An 18,466-nucleotide genomic window follows, 5' to 3' on the forward strand; every position below is an offset into this window, starting at 1 on the left:
CTGCGAGGAGAATCACCATGAGCCCACACCAGCACATCCTGGATTGGCTGAGCGATGTCGCCAGCGACTTGCACGCCGTGCGCCAGGACATCCATGCCCACCCCGAATTGGGTTTTGAAGAAAACCGCACCTCGGCCCTGGTGGCAAACGCGCTCAGGGAGTGGGGCTATGAAGTCCACACCGGCATCGGCCAGACCGGCGTAGTGGGTGTGCTGCGCAACGGCAGCAGTTCACGAAAGCTGGGGATTCGTGCCGACATGGATGCCTTGCCGATCATCGAAAACACCGGCGTCGCCTACAGCAGTCAACACAGCGGTTGCATGCATGCCTGTGGCCATGACGGCCACACCACGATGCTGTTGGGCGCCGCTCGCTACTTGGCGGCGACTCGCCAATTCGACGGCACCCTGAACCTGATCTTCCAGCCCGCCGAAGAAGGCCAGGGAGGCGCCGAAGCCATGCTCGCCGACGGCCTGCTGGAACGCTTCCCCTGCGATGCACTGTTTGGCATGCACAATATGCCGGGGCTGCCGGCCGGCCATCTGGGCTTGCGGGTCGGGCCGATGATGGCCTCTCAGGACCTGCTCACCGTGACCCTCGAAGGCGTTGGCGGCCACGGCTCCATGCCGCATCTGACCGTGGACCCGCTGGTAGCGGCGGCCAGTATGGTCATGGCCTTGCAGACGGTGGTGGCGCGCAATATCGATGCCCAGGAAGCTGCCGTCGTCACGGTCGGTGCCCTGCAAGCCGGCCAGGCCGCCAACGTGATTCCCCAAGAGGCGCTGTTGCGCCTGAGCCTGCGGGCGCTGAACGCGACGGTCCGTGAGCAGATGCTGGAGCGGGTCAAGGCCATCATCCTCACCCAGGCCGCGAGCTTCGGCTGCACCGCGCAGATCGAACATCGCCCGGCCTACCCGGTGCTGGTCAACCATCCCGAAGAAACCGAATTCGCCCGCCAGGTCGGCGTCGCTTTGCTCGGCGAGGACGCTGTGGATGGCGACACCCGCAAGCTGATGGGCAGCGAAGACTTCGCCTGGATGCTGCAACGATGCCCCGGCAGCTACCTGTTTATCGGCAACGGCGTCTCGCGGCCGATGGTCCACAACCCCGCCTATGACTTCAACGACGACATCCTGTTGACCGGCGCCGCCTACTGGGGCGCGCTGGCCGAGAGCTGGCTCAAACCTGCCTGACGAACCCTTTTTCTGCCGCTGGACCTTTCCCCAATTGGTTGAATGGAGTGTTCCTCATGCAGACTTCAAAACAAGGCGTTTCCCGTACCCGCCAAGTGGTGGCGGCCGTGATCGGCAATGCGCTGGAATGGTATGACTTCATCGTTTATGGCTTTCTCGCCAGCATCATCGCCCGGCAGTTTTTCCCGTCGGACGATGAGTACGCTTCGCTGTTGATGGCGCTGGCCACGTTTGGTGTCGGTTTCTTCATGCGTCCGGTGGGCGGGATTTTGTTGGGCATCTATTCAGACCGCAAAGGGCGCAAGGCCGCGATGCAGTTGATCATCCGGCTGATGACCCTCTCTATCGCGCTGATCGCCTTTGCCCCTCCCTATGCGGCCATTGGCATGGGCGCGCCGCTGTTGATCGTGGTTGCGCGGATGCTCCAGGGGTTCGCCACGGGCGGTGAATACGCCAGCGCCACGGCGTTCCTGGTGGAAAGCGCGCCGGCCCATCGCAAAGGTTTGTATGGTTCCTGGCAGTTGGTGGGGCAGTGCCTGGCGGTGTTCGGCGGCGCGGCGATGGTGGCGTTGGTCACGCATTTCTTCTCCCCGCAAACCCTTGACCTGTGGGGCTGGCGCCTGCCGTTTATCTTCGGCTTGCTGATCGGCCCGGTAGGGTTGTGGATTCGCCGCCACATGGAAGACCCGGAAGAATTTATCGAAGCCCGCAAAAAAGCCACCGGCCCGGCGCCTACCCTGATGGAGGTCCTGCGCGACCATCGGCGCAGCATTCTGGTGTCCATGGGCTTGGCTTGCGGGGCGACGGTCTCGTTCTATGTGGTGCTGGTGAATATGCCAACCTTTGCCCACAAGAACCTCGGCCTGCCCCTGGATCAGGTATTGATGGTGCAAATGTTCGCCGTGGCGCTGATGACCGTGGTGATTCCGTTGTCCGGCCTGTTATCGGATCGGCTGGGACGGCGGCCGGTGTTGATGGCCTTCACCTTGGCGTTTTTCGTGATGGTCTATCCGCTCTATGTGTGGGTTGCCGCGGCGCCGTCCATCGAACGTCTGCTGGTGATGCAGGTGATGTTGTGCACCGCCATTGGCGGCTTCTTCGGCCCGGCGCCAACGGCCCTGGCCGAGCAGTTTCCCATCGAGGTGCGTTCCACTGGCGTATCGGTGGCCTACAACGTGGCGGTGATGGTGTTTGGTGGCTTTGCCCCGTTGATCGTGACCTGGCTCAGCAAGGTGCTGGGCACTCCGGTGGCGCCGGCGTTTTATGTGCTGTTCGCTTGCGTCCTGACGCTGCTGGGCACTTACTGCATGCATGAGGCGCCACGGGCGAAAAAGCCGCTGCCCTTTTCCAGCGAGGTGAAGCCTTGAGTATTGTTGATTGGGATGCCATCGAACTGTCGCGTGCGATCCATGCCCGGCAGGTGTCCTGCCACGAGGTGATGCAGGCATATCTGGCGCAGATCGAGCGCTTCAATCCCGTGGGCAATGCGCTGGTGTCGTTGCGCCCTCAGGACGAAGTACTGGCCGAGGCCCGAGCCTGTGATCAGGAATTGGACCGGGGCCACTCCCAAGGTTGGATGCACGGCATGCCCCAGGCGATCAAGGACCTGGCGGCCACCCGGGGTTTGCGCACCACCCTCGGTTCGCCGCTGTTCGCCGAGCAGTTGCCGGCCGAGGACGCCATCAGCGTGGCGCGCGTGCGGGCCAGCGGCGCGATCATTATCGGTAAGACCAACGTGCCGGAATTCGGCCTGGGCTCGCAGACCTACAACACGCTGTTTGGCACTACGGGTAATGCCTACGATCCGACCTTGATCGCCGGCGGCAGCAGCGGCGGTGCTGCGGTGGCCTTGGCGTTGCGCATGCTGCCGGTGGCCGACGGTAGCGACATGATGGGCTCGCTGCGTAATCCGGCGGCGTTCAATAACGTGTTCGGCCTGCGCCCCTCCCAGGGCCGCGTGCCCCATGGTCCGGCGCCTGAGCTGTTCGTCCAGCAACTGGCCACCGAAGGCCCGATGGGCCGCAGTGTGGCGGACGTGGCGCGACTGTTGAGTATTCAGGCCGGCTACGACCCTCGGGTGCCGCTGTCGCTCAAGGATGATCCCGCGGTGTTTGCTGAAAGCTTGCAGCGTGACTTCAAGGGCACACGGCTGGGCTGGCTGGGCGACTACAACGGCTACCTGGCGATGGACGACGGTGTGCTAAGCCTGTGTGAATCAGCACTGGCCGACTTCAGCGCCTTGGGCTGTGACGTCGAAAGTTGCCAGCCGGATTTTTCCCTGGAGCGTTTGTGGCAGACCTGGCTGGTTCAGCGCCATTGGTTGGTCCAGGGTTCACTGGGAGCGGCCTACGCCGACCCGCAAAAACGTGCGCTGCTCAAACCTGAGGCGCAATGGGAAGTGGAGGGTGGTTTGTACTTGAGCGCGGCGGATGTTTTCCAGGCCTCGGTCAGTCGCAGTGACTGGTACCGGGCCTTGGGCAAACTGTTCGAACGTTACGATTTCCTGCTGTTGCCCACCGCCCAAGTGTTCCCTTTCGATGCACAACAACCCTGGCCGCGCCTCGTTGGCGGGCGTGAAATGGACACCTACCACCGTTGGATGGAAGTGGTGATCGGCCCCACACTGGCCGGTCTGCCGAGCATGAGCGTGCCGGTGGGCTTCAACCCCCAAGGCTTGCCCATGGGTCTGCAAATCATCGGCCCGGCCCAGGCGGACCAAGCCGTGCTGCAACTGGCCTATGCCCATGAACAACTGACCCGTTGGGTACAACGCTGCCCTCCTGGATGCCTGGCGCCGACCGGCTGAATCCAGACGGGCCTGTATCTTGCTGTGAAAAAAGATCATCCATCCGCATCAAGGAGATCGACCATGGGCAGCAACGCCGAGACAGGCACCGTGCGCTCAGTGGAGCGGGCACTGGCGATCATCGAATTGCTCGGCGAGCATCAGGCGCTGGGGCTGGAAGAGTTGCATTACCTGACCCGCCTGCCCAAGGCCACGGTGTCGCGGATGCTGCTGACGTTGCAGGATCAGGGCTGGGTTTACCGCGGCCTGAGTGACCGTCGTTACCGGCTCACCGCGCAGCGACTGTTTGGCGACACCCAGCAACGCTTCAAGCGCCATCTGGTGGAGCGTGCGGCGCCGTGGCTGCTGGAGTTGAGTGAGCGCACCGGGTTGGTGGCGGATCTGTCGAGCTTTGATGGCGAGCGGCTGGAGGTAATGGAAAGCGCGATCCCCACGGTGTTGCGCAAGCTGTACCCGAACAACTGCCAGATCGTCGGTCAGCATGCCAGTCTGTTTCATTCGGCCATGGGCAAAGCGTGCCTGGCGCAACTGGCTCCGGATGAAGTGCAGCGCCTGGCGGGCCGGGATCATGTGGCGGCGGATGAGCAATATCGGGCCTGCGAGCAATCTCAGCATCAAGGCTTTGGCCAGCGCACGGAGGGTTATTGGGAGTACCCGGTGCGTTTGCCGTTCCTGATCCGCGCCGTGGCCTTGCCGGTTCGGGCCAATGGCCGGCTGGTGGGCAGCATGGCGTTGCATTGGCCGATGCATCAGGCGCCGGTGGAGCGGGTGTTGAGCCTGCACCTGGCGAGCCTGGAGTCGGCGATTCGGGATGTGCAGCAGGCGTTGGCTTGACATGTGGGAGCGGGCTTGTGTGGGAGCGGCGGTGCGACGATTCGACTTGCTCGCGAAGGCGGACTGTCAGTCAACTATGTATCAACTGACCCACCGCATTCGCGAGCAAGCCCGCTCCCACATTAGTTCTGTGTTGTCAGTTACATTGCGCCCGGTTAATGGCCCAGTTAAGGTTCGTTCAGGTTTATCGCCCAACGAGTCTTTATGTTCAACGTGTCCCTGCTCAAACCCTTCGCCTTCCTCCTCCTGGCCTGTGCAGCCTTGCCTGCCCACGCCGACTGGTACCTGGACAACGAATCCTCGCGCCTGTCATTCGTTACCACCAAAAATACCGATATTGCTGAAGTTCATCGCTTTCTGGTGTTGCACGGTAAGGTCGACAGCCAAGGTGCGGCGCAGTTGGAAGTCGAGCTGGAATCGGTCAACAGCGGCATTCCACTGCGCGATGAGCGCATGCGTAATGAGCTGTTCGAGATCAAGACCTTCCCCGACGCGTTGATCAATGCGCAGATCAATCTGCAACCAATCAACGACCTGGCGGCCGGTGCCCAGCTTGAGCTACGGCTGCCGGTGTCGGTGACGCTGCACGGCAAGACCCAGACCTATAACGCCGAGCTCTTGGCCACTCGCCTGGACGACCGACGTTTTCAGGTGGTGACCCTGGAACCGCTGGTACTGCACGCCGAAGATTTCGATTTGCTGCCGGGTGTGGCCGCGCTGCGCAAGGCGGCTGGTTTGGCGCAGATCAGCTTGTCAGTGCCGGTGGGTGCGGTGCTGATTTTCACGGCGCGCTGACATGAGCGGCGCGGTGTTCCCCTGGCGCAGTGCCAACCGTTTCGAGTTGCTGATCGACGGCCCAAATTTCTTTCCGCAGATGCTGGTGGGCATTGCCCGGGCCGAGCGTCAGGTGGAACTGGAACTGTACCTCGTGGAGGCGGGCGCGTGTGCCGAGGCCATGGTCCAGGCCTTGGTGCAGGCTGCCGAGCGTGGCGTGCGGGTGCGTTGCCTGTTCGATGATTACGGCAGCCTGGCGTTTACCCTGGGTTTGCGTCGGCGCTTGATCGAGGCCGGCGTGGAGCTGCGCTTCTACAATCGCCTGAGCTGGCGCCGTTGGATGCGCAACCTGTATCGGGACCACCGCAAACTGCTGCTGATTGACCAGAGCATCGCCGTGGTCGGCGGTACCGGTGTGACCGACGAATTCTGGACGCCCGGGCAAGACACCTGCGACTGGCACGAGGTGATGGTGCAGATTACCGGCCCGTTGGTGTTGGACTGGCAGGCGTTGTTCGACCGCCAATGGCTGGCTAACAAAGCCCGTACCGCCTGGAAACCGGCGACTTACTTTGGCCTGTCACGCTTGCCCAAGGTACCGGCCACCGGGCCGGGGCTGGGCCGTGTGGCCTATGCCGACGCCCGTCAGCATCGGGACATTTTGCAATCGTTGATTCGTGCGCTTAACAGCGGCCAGCGACGCATCTGGCTAGCAACGCCGTATTTCCTTCCAACATGGAGCGTTCGTCGCGCCTTGCGTCGTGCAGCCGCACGGGGTGTGGACGTGCGCCTGCTGCTGACCGGGCCGCGTACCGATCACCCGTCGGTGCGCTATGCCGGGCACCGTTACTACCCGCGCCTGCTCAGGGCTGGGGTGAAGATCTTTGAATACCAGCCGTGTTTCCTGCACCTGAAAATGGTGTTGGTGGACGATTGGGTGAGTATCGGCTCGTGCAACTTCGATCACTGGAACCTGCGGTTCAATCTGGAGGCCAACCTGGAAGCGCTGGATCCTGAATTGACGCTGGCGGTGGAGGGCAGTTTTGAGCGTGATTTTGCCCAGAGTCAGGCGGTGAGCCTGGAGGCGTGGAAGGCACGGCCGTTATGGCGGCGGGTGAAGCAGCGGGTGTGGGGCTGGATTGATCGGTTGGTGGTTAATCTGCTGGATCGGCGGGGGTAGTGAGCTAAGGGGAGGCGGCGGACTTGTTGTGGCGAGCGGGCTTGCCCGCGTTGGGCTGCGCAGCAGCCCCAAAATCTGTCACCGCAACCTGAGTGAAAAATCGCGGTGATCTTATTGGGGCTGCTGCGCAGCCCAACGGGGGCAAGCCCCCTCGCTACAGGTTAGAGCAGTTCGAAACTCTGCTGCTTCACATCCTGAGAATCCAAGCCAATCTGCACATTGAACTCGCCCGGTTCCGCCGCAAACTTGAGCTGGGTGTTGTAGAACTTCAAGTCATCTTCGGAAATGCTGAAGTGCACCACGCGTTCTTCACCCGCTTTGAGCATGATTTTCTGGAAGTTCTTCAACTCCTTCACCGGGCGAATCATCGAGCCGGCCACGTCCTGGATATACAGCTGCACCACAGTTTCGCCATCCACCTTGCCGGTGTTTTTCACCACCACACTGGCGTCGAGCTTGCCGGTCTTGTTCAGGGTGGTGGATGACAGCGCCATGTCCGACAAGCTGAACGTGGTGTAGCTCAAGCCATAGCCAAACGGGAACAGCGGACCTGTGGTGTCATCGAAGTACTGCGAGGTGTAGTTACCCGGCTTGCCCGGCGTGAACGGCCGGCCAATGCTCAGGTGGTTGTAGTAGGTCGGAATCTGCCCCACCGAACGCGGGAAGGTGATCGGCAGCTTGCCGGACGGGTTGTAGTCACCGAACAGCACGTCGGCAATTGCATTGCCGCCTTCGGTACCGGCGAACCAGGTTTCCAGAATCGCGTCAGCCTGTTGGTTCTCATCGAGAATCGACAGTGGGCGGCCGTTCATCAATACCAGCACCAGCGGCTTGCCGGTGGCTTTCAAGGCCTTGATCAGGTCGCGCTGGCTTTGCGGGATGTTCAGGTCGGTGCGGCTAGACGACTCGTGGGACATGCCACGGGACTCGCCCACGGCGGCCACGACCACGTCAGCGTCTTTGGCGGCCTTGACCGCTTCATCGATCAGCACCTGTGCCGAGCGCGGATCGTCCACCACTTCCGGGGCGTCGAAATTGAGGAAGTTCAGGTAGTCGACCACCTTCTTGTCATTGGTGATGTTGGCGCCACGGGCGTAGATCACTTTGCCTTTGTCACCGATGACGGCGTTCATGCCGTCCAGCAGGGTCACCGATTGCGCGGGTTTACCGGCGGCGGCCCAACTGCCCATCATGTCGATCGGTGCCTTGGCCAGTGGGCCCACCAGGGCAATGGTCGCGGATTTTTTCAGCGGCAGGGTGTCGTTCTGGTTTTTCAGCAAGACCAGGCTGCGGCGTGCCACGTCACGGGCATCGGCGCGGTGCAGACGGCTGTCGGCATAGGTGTCGGCCGGGTCATCCTCGGCTTTGCCGATACGCAGGTACGGGTCGGCGAACAGGCCCATGTCGTACTTGGCGCCGAGCACTTCGCGCACGGCATTGTCGATGTCGCTCTGCTGGATCTCGCCGGACTTGAGCAGGCCGGGCAATTCCTTGCCGTAGAGCTGGTCATTCATGCTCATGTCGATGCCGGCCTTGATCGCCAGCTTGGCCGCTTCGCGACCGTCCTTGGCCACGCCGTGCTTGATCAGCTCGAAGATAGCGCCGTGATCGCTCACCACCAGGCCCTTGAAGCCCCACTCCTTGCGCAGCAGGTCATGCATCAGCCAGGTGTTGGCGGTGGCGGGCACGCCGTTGATCGAGTTCAGGGCAACCATCACGCCACCGGCGCCGGCCTTGATCGCGGCGTGGTAGGGCGGCAGGTAGTCCTGGTACATCTTGACCGGGCTCATGTCGACCACGTTGTAGTCGCGACCGCCTTCCACTGCGCCGTACAGGGCGAAGTGTTTGACGCTGGCCATGAGGCTGTCGGCGTTGGCGGGGCTGGTGCCCTGGAAGGCCTTGACCATCACCTCGGCAATGCGCGACACCAGGTAGGTGTCCTCGCCAAAGCCTTCGGAGGTACGGCCCCAGCGTGGGTCGCGGGAAATATCGACCATCGGCGCAAAGGTGATGTCGAGGCTATCGGAGGCGGCTTCCTGTGCGGCGATGCGCCCGGAGCGGCCAATGGCGTCCATGTCCCAGCTCGACGCCAGGGCCAGGCTGATCGGGAAAATCGTCCGATGGCCATGGATCACGTCATAAGCGAAGAACATCGGGATCTTCAACCGGCTGCGCATGGCGGCGTCCTGCATCGGACGGTTTTCCGGGCGAGTGATCGAGTTGAAGGTGCCACCAATGCGCCCGGCCGCGATTTCCTTGCGGATCAGTTCCCGAGGCATTTCCGGGCCGATGCTGATCAGGCGTAACTGGCCGATCTTCTCATCGAGGGTCATCTGCTTCATCAGGTCGCTGACGAAGGCGTTCTTGTCCTTGAGCGCAGCGGGCTTGGTCTCGGCAAATACAGCGTGACTGGCCAGAGTGGCAACAAGGCCCAGCAAACACAGCTTCTTCATGAATATCCTTTCTCGCAGTCTTGGGGCCGACGCTGAGCGCTATGGAGCCAAAGTCTGGGGAGCGTCTATTGTTGTTCGGGTATTGTTCAGATAAATGCAGCACACTTCTGAACTCTTATTCGCGCTGGGCATCTTTTAGCTGATTGGCTCGATGCAATCCAGTGGGTGGTGGCGGATTATGCCCCAGGCGCGAGATGTATAGGGTTACCAAATTCCATAGGGTTGAGCAGGGAGAAACACAATGTCAGTCATTCAAGGTTACCGCTGGGGCTTCAAGGCTGCGGCATTGTTGCTGCTCGGCACGGTGCTCAGTGGTTGCGGTATCAACAATATTCCAACCCTGGACGAGCAGGCCAAGGCGGCCTGGGCTCAGGTGCAGAACCAGTACCAGCGGCGCGCCGACCTGATCCCCAACCTGGTGGAAGTGGTCAAGGGCTACGCTGCCCATGAACAAGACACCCTGACCGCCGTGATCGAGGCGCGGGCCAAGGCCACGTCGATCCAAGTGGATGCCAGCACCCTGGACAACCCGGAAAAACTCAAGCAGTTCCAGCAAGCCCAGGATGGCTTGAGCGGTGCCCTCAGCCGTCTGATGGTGGTGTCCGAGCGCTATCCGGACCTGAAGGCCAACCAGAACTTCCTGGCCTTGCAATCGCAACTTGAAGGCACGGAAAACCGCATCAGCGTGGCCCGTCGTGACTTTATTGCCGCCGTGCAGGCTTATAACACCGAGATCCGTACGTTCCCTGGCCGTCTGTGGCACACCGTGATGTACAGCGATTTGCCGATCCGCGCGAACTTCGAAGCTACCAGCGCTGATGCTGATAAAGCACCGCAAGTGAAGTTCTGATAACGCTTCAATGAGGTGTCGATGCGTTTACTACGGATAGGCCTGGCGCTGTGGCTCCTGGCATGTGTAACCACCGTCCAGGCGGCGCTGACGTTTCCTGCGTTGACTGGGCGGGTGGTGGACACCGCCCAGATGATCGACCCGGCCGTGCGCGAGCAACTGACCCAGCAATTGCAGGCGCTGGAGCAGACCAGCGGTGACCAGATCGTGGTGGTCACCGTGCCCGACCTGCAGGGCGTTCCCATTGAAGACTACGGTTATCAATTGGGCCGCCAGTGGGGCATTGGCCAGAAGGGCAAGGACAACGGCGCGCTGTTGATCGTTGCCCGTGATGAGCGAAAATTGCGCATCGAAGTCGGTTACGGCCTGGAAGGCGTGCTGACGGATGCGCAGTCTTGGGTGATCATCAACCAGGTGATGGCGCCGTCGTTCAAGGCCGGCAACTACAGCAAGGGCATCAGCGATGGTGTCGGGGCGATGTTGCAGGTGGTGGGCGGTGATCCACTGGCCGTGCCGGCGCGCGTGGCAGACCCCAATTTTGCCAAGGATAATCCGGCGTTTTCCATCGGACTGTTCGTGCTGTTGCTGATCGTGTTGTGGTTGTGCAACCGCATGGGCCTGCCGGTAGGTGCCATCCTCCTCGCCATTCTCAGCAGCAGTGGGCGAGGTGGCGGCGGAGGCGGTGGCGGCGGCGGTGGATTCAGCGGGGGCGGTGGTGGTTTCGGCGGTGGCGGGGCCTCGGGCGGCTGGTAATGACAATAACTAAAGAGCATCTGCAACCATGGCACTACTGACCGAACACGAACAACGCCAGGTCGCCGAAGCGATCGCCAAGGTCGAGCAACAGACCGACGCGGAGCTGGTGACCGTGCTGGCCGCTCGGGCCGACGATTACGCCTACATCCCGCTGCTGTGGGCCAGCTTGTTGGCGCTGGTGGTGCCGGGGATCATTCATTACCTGTCCGGCTGGATGACCATGCACACCTTGCTGTTGGCGCAATGGGCGACCTTCATTGTGTTTTGCCTGTTGTTCCGTTTGCCGAAGATCACCACGCGGTTGATCCCGCGTTCCGTGCGGCACTGGCGGGCCTCGAACCTGGCGCGGCGGCAGTTTCTGGAGCAGAACCTGCACCACACGGTGGGCAGCACCGGCGTGCTGATTTTTGTCAGCGAGGCCGAGCGTTATGTGGAAATCCTGGTGGATGACGGCATTTCCAAACGCCTGGACAACAGCAGTTGGGATGCCATCGTCAAAGCCTTCACCCAGCAGGTGAAACAGGGCCAGACACTGGCCGGGTTTATCGCCTGCATTGAAGCCAGCGGGGAATTGCTCAAGGTGCATGTGCCGCTGACGCAGACCCGCAATGAGTTGCCGAATCGGTTGGTGGTACTCGAATAGAACCAGCGCCGCGAAACAAATGTGGGAGCGGGCTTGCTCGCGAATACGGAGTGTCAGGCAAATATGTATCAACTGACCCACCGCCTTCGCGAGCAAGCCCGCTCCCACATTGATTTGCGACGTGGCTTTTACCGTTGATCAAATAACCCCGTGCCCTAAAGCCCCATCCCCCCTAAAATGCCCGGCATTCCCTGCCCGAGGCGTTTTTGTTCATGTCCGTTACCGCTAAACCTGCCAGCCTTGCGCCGGATCATCACGCACAGTTCCTCGAACTGCTGCGCGCCAGCCTCGAGCAAACCGCCTTTATCAAGCTGGTGCTGGCCAAGTACGTCGGCAGTGAAGCAGACCTGCAACGGCTGATCATCAAGCCGACGACGGTCAAGGACCAGCCTTGCCTGTCCTTCGTCTATCGCTACAAGACCCGTGACATCACCAAGAACTTCTCCCTGGCCGATGGCGTAGCGGCGATTGCCGAGCTGTTGCCGGCGTCGTTCAAGAACGCGCACTTGCTCTCTGTGACCGACGAAGCCCAGCTGGAATACAGCAAGAAGAACAAAAGCTCGTTGTTCAAAAGCAAGCCGCAGCAATTGCGTGAAGCGCCGTCCGCTGAGCACAACCGCGAGAAACACCGCTTCCTCGACCTGAGCCGGCCGTTTCTCGCCGACCTGGGCGTGACCAACGCCAAGCACGAGCTGATCCCGGCGATGTCGCGCAAGTGGAAGCAGATCAACAAGTTCATCGAAGTGTTCAGCCATGCGCTGACTTCCTCACCCTTGAAGCTGGACCAGCCGGTACGGGTCGCAGACTTCGGTTCGGGCAAGGGCTACCTGACGTTCGCCATCCACGATTACCTGCGTAACACCTTCAAGGCTGAGGGCCAAGTAACCGGTGTCGAATTGCGCGAAGACATGGTCACGTTGTGCAACGCCGCCGCCGCCCATCTGGAGCATCCGGGACTGGTGTTCAAGTGCGGTGACGTGCGCAGCGTGGCGCCCAGCGAGCTCGACGTGATGATCGCCCTGCATGCCTGCGATATCGCCACCGACTACGCGATCCATACCGGTATCCGCTCCGGTGCGTCGATCATCATGTGCTCGCCGTGCTGCCACAAACAGATCCGCCTGCAAATCCAGAGCCCGGTGCTGCTCAAGCCGATGCTGCAATACGGCCTGCACCTGGGACAGCAGGCGGAAATGGTTACCGACAGCCTGCGGGCGTTGTTCCTAGAGGCTTGTGGCTACGAGACCAAGGTCTTCGAGTTCATCTCGTTGGAGCACACCAACAAGAACAAGATGATCCTCGCCGTCAAACGCGCCGAGCCGTTGGACAACGCGCAGTTGCTGGCGAAAATCCAGGAGCTCAAGGCGTTCTACAGCATCACTGAACATTGCCTGGAAACCTTGCTACGGGCTGACGGTTACCTGGCCTGATTGCAATCAAAATGTGGGAGCTGGCTTGCCTGCGATGCATACGCCTCGGTGCTTCAGGTAAACCGTGTCGATGCCATCGCAGGCAAGCCAGCTCCCACATTGTTTTGTGTTTACACCGGGGTGATATTTACCACAGGCGCTGGCCGCACCGCCGTCTTGCGCCCCAGCATCACCGTGATAATCACCCCACAGGCAAACAGCCAGGTAATCGGCTCGATGTGTTCGCCAAAGAACAGCGCTGAAAAGGCGATGGTGAAGAAGATCTGCAACAGCTGAATCTGGCTGACCCGGGCGATGCCGCCCATGGCCAGTCCGGCGTACCAGGCAAAGAAACCAAAGAACTGGGAAAACAGCGAGACGTAACCGAACGCCCACCACGTGCGCGGGGAAATCGGTCCTTCATGCTGGATTGCCAGGTACAGCACCGGGCCGATCAATACCGGCGTCGACAACACTAGCGCCCAGCAGATTACCTGCCAACCGCCCATTTCCTTGGCCAATCGGCCGCCCTCGGCGTACCCCAGACCACCCACGGCAATCGCCCCGAGCATCAGCAAATCGCCCGCCTGAATACTGCCGGCTCCGGTGATCAGCGCATAACTCAGCACCAATGCACTGCCCAATGCCGCGCAGGCCCAGAAGGCTTTTGACGGCCGCTCGTGGGACAACCACGCCGCGTACAACGCCACGCACAGCGGTTGCAGACCGTTGACCAGCGCGCCGTGGGACGCCGGCAGGGTTTGCATGGCCCAGGCCGACAGCACCGGGAAGCCAAGGATCACCCCGGCGATCACCAGCGTCAGGCCACGGACCTGGCGCCAGGTCGGCCACTGCTCGCGCCGCCACAGCAACAGCAATGCCGCTGGAACTGCTGCAAACAGTGCTCGGCCCAGACCATTGAGCAACGGATGCATTTCCTGCACCACGATACGGGTGAAGGGCAGGGTCAGGCTGAAGATGATGACGCCCAGCAAGCCGAGGGCCATGCCGGTGTTTTCGCGGGAGCTCATGGGGGGACCAGAATCTGAAGGGCCGGGAGTGGGTCTTCATCTAGCCACAAAGCCCGAAAAGCGAGTGCCTACAGCTGGGTACAGATTTATCCGTACAGTTGCGGATTCTGTAGAACACCGCCGGACTAATGTGGGAGCGGGCTTGCTCGCGAATGCGGAGGGTCAGTCTCCAAATTTTTAACGGACCCACCGCTTTCGCGAGCAAGCCCGCTCCCACATTCTGATCGCAGTTCAACCTGAGGACTTAGAAGAAACGCGTCACGCTGATCTTGGCATTGCGCCCCTCGGTGTAAGCCATATCGCCACTCAACGCCGGTCGGTAATTATTGTTGAACAGGTTGTCCACGGTGAAGTTGACCTCTGTGCCTTTCAGGTAAGCCTGCTGCGGCTTCCAATTGGCGAACAAACCCTGGGTGTTATAGGCACGGTTATCGTACTGATCGTAGAAGGTATCGCCGATGCTGCTGCCCGGGCCACTGGAGTACTTGTCGCTGGGCAGGCGATCGGTCTGGCGAACGAACTGCCCTTGCCAGCCCACTTGTGCATCCCAGCTTGGGATCTTGGTCCCCAGCACCACCACCCATTTGGCCGGCGGAATATCGCGTGCCCAAACATCCGGTCCCCATGGGTTGGTGTAGGCACCTTCATGTTTGCCGGTGGCGTAAGAGTAAGACAGGGACCCGAACAGGTAGGTCGAATCGTAGTAGCCCTCGACCTCGAAGCCCTTGATGGTCAGGCCGCCAATGTTGCGGTAGTTGGACATCGGCCCCATGCCTTGGCACGCGCTCGAAATACTGCCGCCATTGAGTGCCTGGTTTTCACAGCCAACACCGGTGGCTTTGAAAATCTCGTCTTCGATCTTGTTGTGGAACAACGTGGTACGCAGTTGCAGGTTGTCGCCGCTGACAATCACGTTGGCGAAGCTGGTGATGTTGCCCAAGGTAATGGAGGTAATGCGCTCCGGGTTCAGGTTGACACTGGTGGCGGTGCGGTTGCCCAGGCCCTGGACTTCGTATTGCTCGTCGATCACCGGGGCGCGCCAGGTTTTGCTCCAGTTGGCGAACATCGCCACGTTCGGCGTGACGGTCCAGAACGCTGCCAGGCGCGGCGACCAGCCGGTGTAGGTGCGGTCGCTGTAGTCGTGGCCGACGCTTGGGGCCGGGTTGTTGTAGTACGGCGCATCGTTGCCTTCGCCACGGTTGCGCACATGGTCATAGCGCAGGGAGGGCGTGATCGTCACGTCGCCCAGGGTCACTGCGTCCTGGACAAAGAAGCTGTTGGTGTCGACCTTGCCTTGGGGCATGAACGCCGGCTGGAAGCGCCCGTAGTTGTATTTTGGCGTGTTGTAGCTGCTGCCGGGCATCCACATCTCGGTTTCACGGGTGTGCCGGCGGATCTGCATGCCGGTGGTCACGGCGTGCTCCAAAGGCCCGCTGGTGAACAGGCTGATATTGCGTACGTCGAGATTCTTGTCGTCGTAGGAGGTGTCCATCTTCCGACCGCCCGTGGCCATCTGGAAGAACGCCGTGGCGTCGCGTTCGTCGGTCTGCTCGGTATTGGACTGGGAGTATTTGACCGTCAAATCCACCAGTGGGTTGTCCATTGGCTGGTATTGGTACTTGGTCGACCAGGTGGTGTCGACGGTGTCGCGATTGGCCAGGAAGCGTTTCAGCGCGCCCTCATAACCATACCTGTCGATGTTGGCCTGGCTCGGCGGCGAGGGATAACTGGTGGCCGAGAAGGGTGCCCAGCGCTGGCTGTGGGAGCGGGAGTAGGAGAGGCCGACGCTGTGCTCGTCGTTGAGGTGCATGTTCAGTTTGAACAGCTTGCCATCTACATCCTGGGCGCTGTTGGGCAGGCGCTTTGGGTTGATCGGGTAGCGGTTGTCAGGATCGGGCAAGGTGCCGGCCAGCTTCATGTCGCCGCCGTCGCGCTGGGTCAGGTAGGCCAGGGCGTCGAAGCGGCCGTCATCGGTACGGCCATAGACGGCGCCACTGTAGACCTGTTCATGGTCGTTGCTGGAGTAGCCATATTTGAGCATCGCACCGCTGTTGCGGCCGTCCTTGAGCAGGTCTGGCGCATCCTTGGTGGTCATGTTGACCGTGCCGCCAAAGCCGCCGTTACCGGTAAAGGCAGAGTTCGGGCCCTTTTCCACCTCGATGCTCTTGATCAGCTCGGGCTCGATAAATACCGTGCCTTGCTGATAGCGCTCGAAACCGCTTTTGGTGGCGCCGTCGACCGTCAGCGGAACATCTTCGGCATCCCCCAGGCCGCGAATGTTGATGGTCTGGCCGCCGGGTTTGAGCGAGCCGCCCATGCTGACCCCGGGCAAGGTCTGCAGCAGGCTGGGGATGTTATTGGACTGGTAACGGTCGATATCAGCTTGGCTCAGGGTGGAGCGGCCGACGGTACTGGAGTCGACTTCGTTACCTGTGCCAATCACGCTCAACGCATCCAGTTGCAGGGCACCGCTGTTGGTGGTCTTGCCTTCGTCGGGGCGCACGACGTAGGTGCTGCCGACCTTGATCAGGGTGAATTCACCGTTCTTCAGCAAGGTACGGATCGCCACTTCCGGGGTGTATTCGCCTTTGAGGGCGGGCGCCTGGACGTTTTTCAGCAGGGCTTCATCAAACAGCAACTGGATTTTCGCCTGCTGCGCCACCTGACTCAGGGACGTGGCCAGGGACTGGGCGGGCAGTTGCAGGGTGAACGACTCGGCCTGGGCGTGCAGGCTGAAAGCCAGGCACGAGGCGATGAGCGTCGGTCGAAGAAGCAGGTGCTGGACGTGGTAAGGCGCGCGAAACATGAAATCCCCCAAAGCGGCAAAAAGTGCCAGAAAGGCATGCGTATCAAACGCAGACGGGAGGAAGACGTGGCAGGGAAAAAAATCCTCACATGAGAATGAAAAATATTCTCAAATGAGAGGTTGAGGACGCTACTTGCGGGCTTCGATCCTGATTTTTCCGTCGGCCAGGGCCACGGTTTTCACCGGTAGCAGGGCCGGTAGCGCGTTGAGCAGGGCATCCGGATCGTTCACGTCCAGATTGCCCGAGACCTTCAACTGCGCCACGGCGTTGTCCACTTGAAAGCTGGCGGTGGGGTGGTACAGGCCCAGTTCATCGATCAGGCTGGCCAGTTCGCGATTGCGAAACGACAGGTGCCCGCTGCGCCAGTCGGCGACCTCGCCAGCATTGAGTGTTTGTTGTTGCAAGGTGCCCTTTGCGTAGCTCCAAACGGCTCTTTGTTGTGCGCCGAGCAGGGTGGCGGCAATCTTGGAGTTCGGGTCGAAGGCCACCTGGCCGTGGGCGACGCTGACGACCAGTTGCTGCTGGCTGCGCCGCACATCGAAACCGGTGCCCACCACCCGTACATTGGCCTCGCCGGCCTGTACGAACAGCGGCCGTTCCTTGTCGGCAGCCACATCGATGTACAACTGGCCCTGCTCAAGGTGAACGATGCGTTGATGGGCATTGAAGTCCACCCGCAGACGCGTGTTGGCATTGACGTACAAGGTGCTGCCATCGGGCAGGTACAGGGTGCGCATGCCTGTGTGATGGGCCGCGATCTGGGTGTGGAACAGCGTCCGTGGCGCACCGATATTACTGGCCAACAGGGCGCAGACCAGAGCGCCCGCCACCGCCAGTGCCGGGCGCCAGACTGTGGGCTTGCGGGTGGGCAATGCCACCGGTTTATTCAGTTGCTGCAATTGGGCGAGGTCAGCCCACAGCTGTTCGAATTCAGCATAGGCTCGGGCATGGGCGGGCACGGCTTGCCAGGCGGCAAAGGCCTTGCGGTTGGTGCGACTGCTGTCGTTGCGGTTACGCGCAAACCAGCTGGCAGCCTGGGCATCGATGGAGTCGTGCGCTTCGATTTCACAGCGGTCGATGTCGCTCAAGCGGGTCATTCTGGCTGCTCCTTGCCGGGTATGTGTTGAAGTCGCTGCTTGCAGTGCAGCAGGGCAAAGGCGATGTGCTTCTCCACCATACTGATCGAAACCCCCATGCGCGCGGCGATCTGCGCCTGGCTCAAGCCTTCGAAGCGGTGAAGCATAAGGGCTTCTCGCCGGCGGGGCGAGAGTTCGGCGAGGACTTCTTTCAACTGTTCCAGGCGTTGCAAGCGTTGGGCGCCAGCCATGGGGTCGTTTTGCTCGTCGGTGACAGGCTCGACATCCCGGTCGGCCTGTTCGTGATGGACGGTGCTGCGCACCTTCTGTTTGCGCCAGTGATCACGCAGCAGATTGCGCGCCATCTGGAACAGAAATGCCCGTGGCTGTTCGACCTTGGCGCGGTCGCCGTAATCCAGCCATTGAGTGAAGACATCCTGGGTCATGTCCGCCGCGTCGCTGGCGTTGTCCGTGCGCTTGCGCAGGAAATGCAGGATGTCTGCATAGAGCCCGCGAAAGGCATCGGCCGACACCGGATCGGGCTTGGGACGAGACATGAATATCCTTCTTGACGAAGCACGCAGTAGAAAGGCTGCGAATGATATCGAGAATTATTGCTATTTGTCTCTAGGCAAATACCGGTGACGGGTCTTG

At 61.0% G+C, this 18,466-nt stretch carries 15 protein-coding genes; 10 read left to right on the forward strand and 5 right to left on the reverse strand.

Features of this window, described 5'->3' with window-relative positions:
* The first annotated feature begins 17 nt into the window (after positions 1 to 17).
* From HKK55_RS02950 to HKK55_RS02975, 6 genes are all read left to right on the forward strand, one after another.
* The gene (locus HKK55_RS02950; protein ID WP_169353285.1) at positions 18 to 1,193 is read left to right on the forward strand and encodes a M20 aminoacylase family protein; all 1,176 of its coding nucleotides are present in this window, start codon (positions 18 to 20) and stop codon (positions 1,191 to 1,193) included.
* A 56-nt stretch (positions 1,194 to 1,249) separates the two neighbouring features.
* Positions 1,250 to 2,560, forward strand: coding sequence for a citrate-proton symporter (locus tag HKK55_RS02955; RefSeq protein ID WP_169353286.1), 1,311 nt, complete (start codon positions 1,250 to 1,252; stop codon positions 2,558 to 2,560).
* A complete protein-coding gene (locus HKK55_RS02960) occupies positions 2,557 to 3,999 on the forward strand; it encodes an amidase (protein ID WP_169353287.1) in 1,443 nt (480 codons plus the stop codon). The genes HKK55_RS02955 and HKK55_RS02960 overlap by 4 nt, the downstream gene beginning before the upstream one ends.
* Positions 4,000 to 4,062: 63 nt before the next feature.
* Positions 4,063 to 4,833, forward strand: a complete 771-nt coding sequence (locus tag HKK55_RS02965) for an IclR family transcriptional regulator (protein WP_169353288.1) — start codon at positions 4,063 to 4,065, stop codon at positions 4,831 to 4,833.
* A gap of 204 nt (positions 4,834 to 5,037) precedes the next feature.
* The gene (locus tag HKK55_RS02970) at positions 5,038 to 5,628 is read left to right on the forward strand and encodes a YceI family protein (protein WP_169353289.1); all 591 of its coding nucleotides are present in this window, start codon (positions 5,038 to 5,040) and stop codon (positions 5,626 to 5,628) included.
* A gap of 1 nt (position 5,629) precedes the next feature.
* Positions 5,630 to 6,787 (forward strand): phosphatidylserine/phosphatidylglycerophosphate/cardiolipin synthase family protein, encoded by a 1,158-nt coding sequence (locus tag HKK55_RS02975; protein ID WP_169353290.1) that lies wholly within the window; start codon positions 5,630 to 5,632, stop codon positions 6,785 to 6,787.
* 161 nt (positions 6,788 to 6,948) lie between these two features.
* Here the strand turns inward: HKK55_RS02975 and bglX are convergent, their stop codons facing one another.
* Positions 6,949 to 9,240: a beta-glucosidase BglX gene (gene bglX, locus HKK55_RS02980; protein ID WP_169353291.1), complete on the reverse strand. Its 2,292-nt coding sequence runs from the start codon at positions 9,238 to 9,240 to the stop codon at positions 6,949 to 6,951.
* A 241-nt stretch (positions 9,241 to 9,481) separates the two neighbouring features.
* Here bglX and HKK55_RS02985 point away from each other — a divergent pair, with 241 nt between their 5' ends.
* From HKK55_RS02985 to HKK55_RS03000, 4 genes are all read left to right on the forward strand, one after another.
* Complete coding sequence (locus HKK55_RS02985) at positions 9,482 to 10,090, forward strand: LemA family protein (RefSeq protein WP_169353292.1); 609 nt, start codon at positions 9,482 to 9,484, stop codon at positions 10,088 to 10,090.
* A gap of 21 nt (positions 10,091 to 10,111) precedes the next feature.
* Complete coding sequence (locus HKK55_RS02990) at positions 10,112 to 10,843, forward strand: YgcG family protein (RefSeq protein WP_169353293.1); 732 nt, start codon at positions 10,112 to 10,114, stop codon at positions 10,841 to 10,843.
* A gap of 28 nt (positions 10,844 to 10,871) precedes the next feature.
* Positions 10,872 to 11,489 (forward strand): TPM domain-containing protein, encoded by a 618-nt coding sequence (locus tag HKK55_RS02995; RefSeq protein ID WP_169353294.1) that lies wholly within the window; start codon positions 10,872 to 10,874, stop codon positions 11,487 to 11,489.
* Between the two features lie 212 nt (positions 11,490 to 11,701).
* The gene (locus tag HKK55_RS03000) at positions 11,702 to 12,919 is read left to right on the forward strand and encodes an SAM-dependent methyltransferase (protein ID WP_169353295.1); all 1,218 of its coding nucleotides are present in this window, start codon (positions 11,702 to 11,704) and stop codon (positions 12,917 to 12,919) included.
* Positions 12,920 to 13,029: 110 nt separating this feature from the next.
* Here the strand turns inward: HKK55_RS03000 and HKK55_RS03005 are convergent, their stop codons facing one another.
* From HKK55_RS03005 to HKK55_RS03020, 4 genes are all read right to left on the reverse strand, one after another.
* Positions 13,030 to 13,929, reverse strand: a complete 900-nt coding sequence (locus HKK55_RS03005; protein WP_169353296.1) for a DMT family transporter — start codon at positions 13,927 to 13,929, stop codon at positions 13,030 to 13,032.
* A 244-nt stretch (positions 13,930 to 14,173) separates the two neighbouring features.
* Positions 14,174 to 16,735, reverse strand: coding sequence for a TonB-dependent receptor (locus HKK55_RS03010; protein ID WP_169353297.1), 2,562 nt, complete (start codon positions 16,733 to 16,735; stop codon positions 14,174 to 14,176).
* Between the two features lie 129 nt (positions 16,736 to 16,864).
* The gene (locus tag HKK55_RS03015; RefSeq protein ID WP_169353298.1) at positions 16,865 to 17,833 is read right to left on the reverse strand and encodes a FecR domain-containing protein; all 969 of its coding nucleotides are present in this window, start codon (positions 17,831 to 17,833) and stop codon (positions 16,865 to 16,867) included.
* A complete protein-coding gene (locus HKK55_RS03020; RefSeq protein ID WP_169353299.1) occupies positions 17,830 to 18,369 on the reverse strand; it encodes an RNA polymerase sigma factor in 540 nt (179 codons plus the stop codon). The genes HKK55_RS03015 and HKK55_RS03020 overlap by 4 nt, the downstream gene beginning before the upstream one ends.
* Positions 18,370 to 18,466 lie beyond the last annotated feature (97 nt).

This window comes from Pseudomonas sp. ADAK18 (assembly GCF_012935695.1).
Taxonomy (GTDB): Bacteria; Pseudomonadota; Gammaproteobacteria; order Pseudomonadales; family Pseudomonadaceae; genus Aquipseudomonas.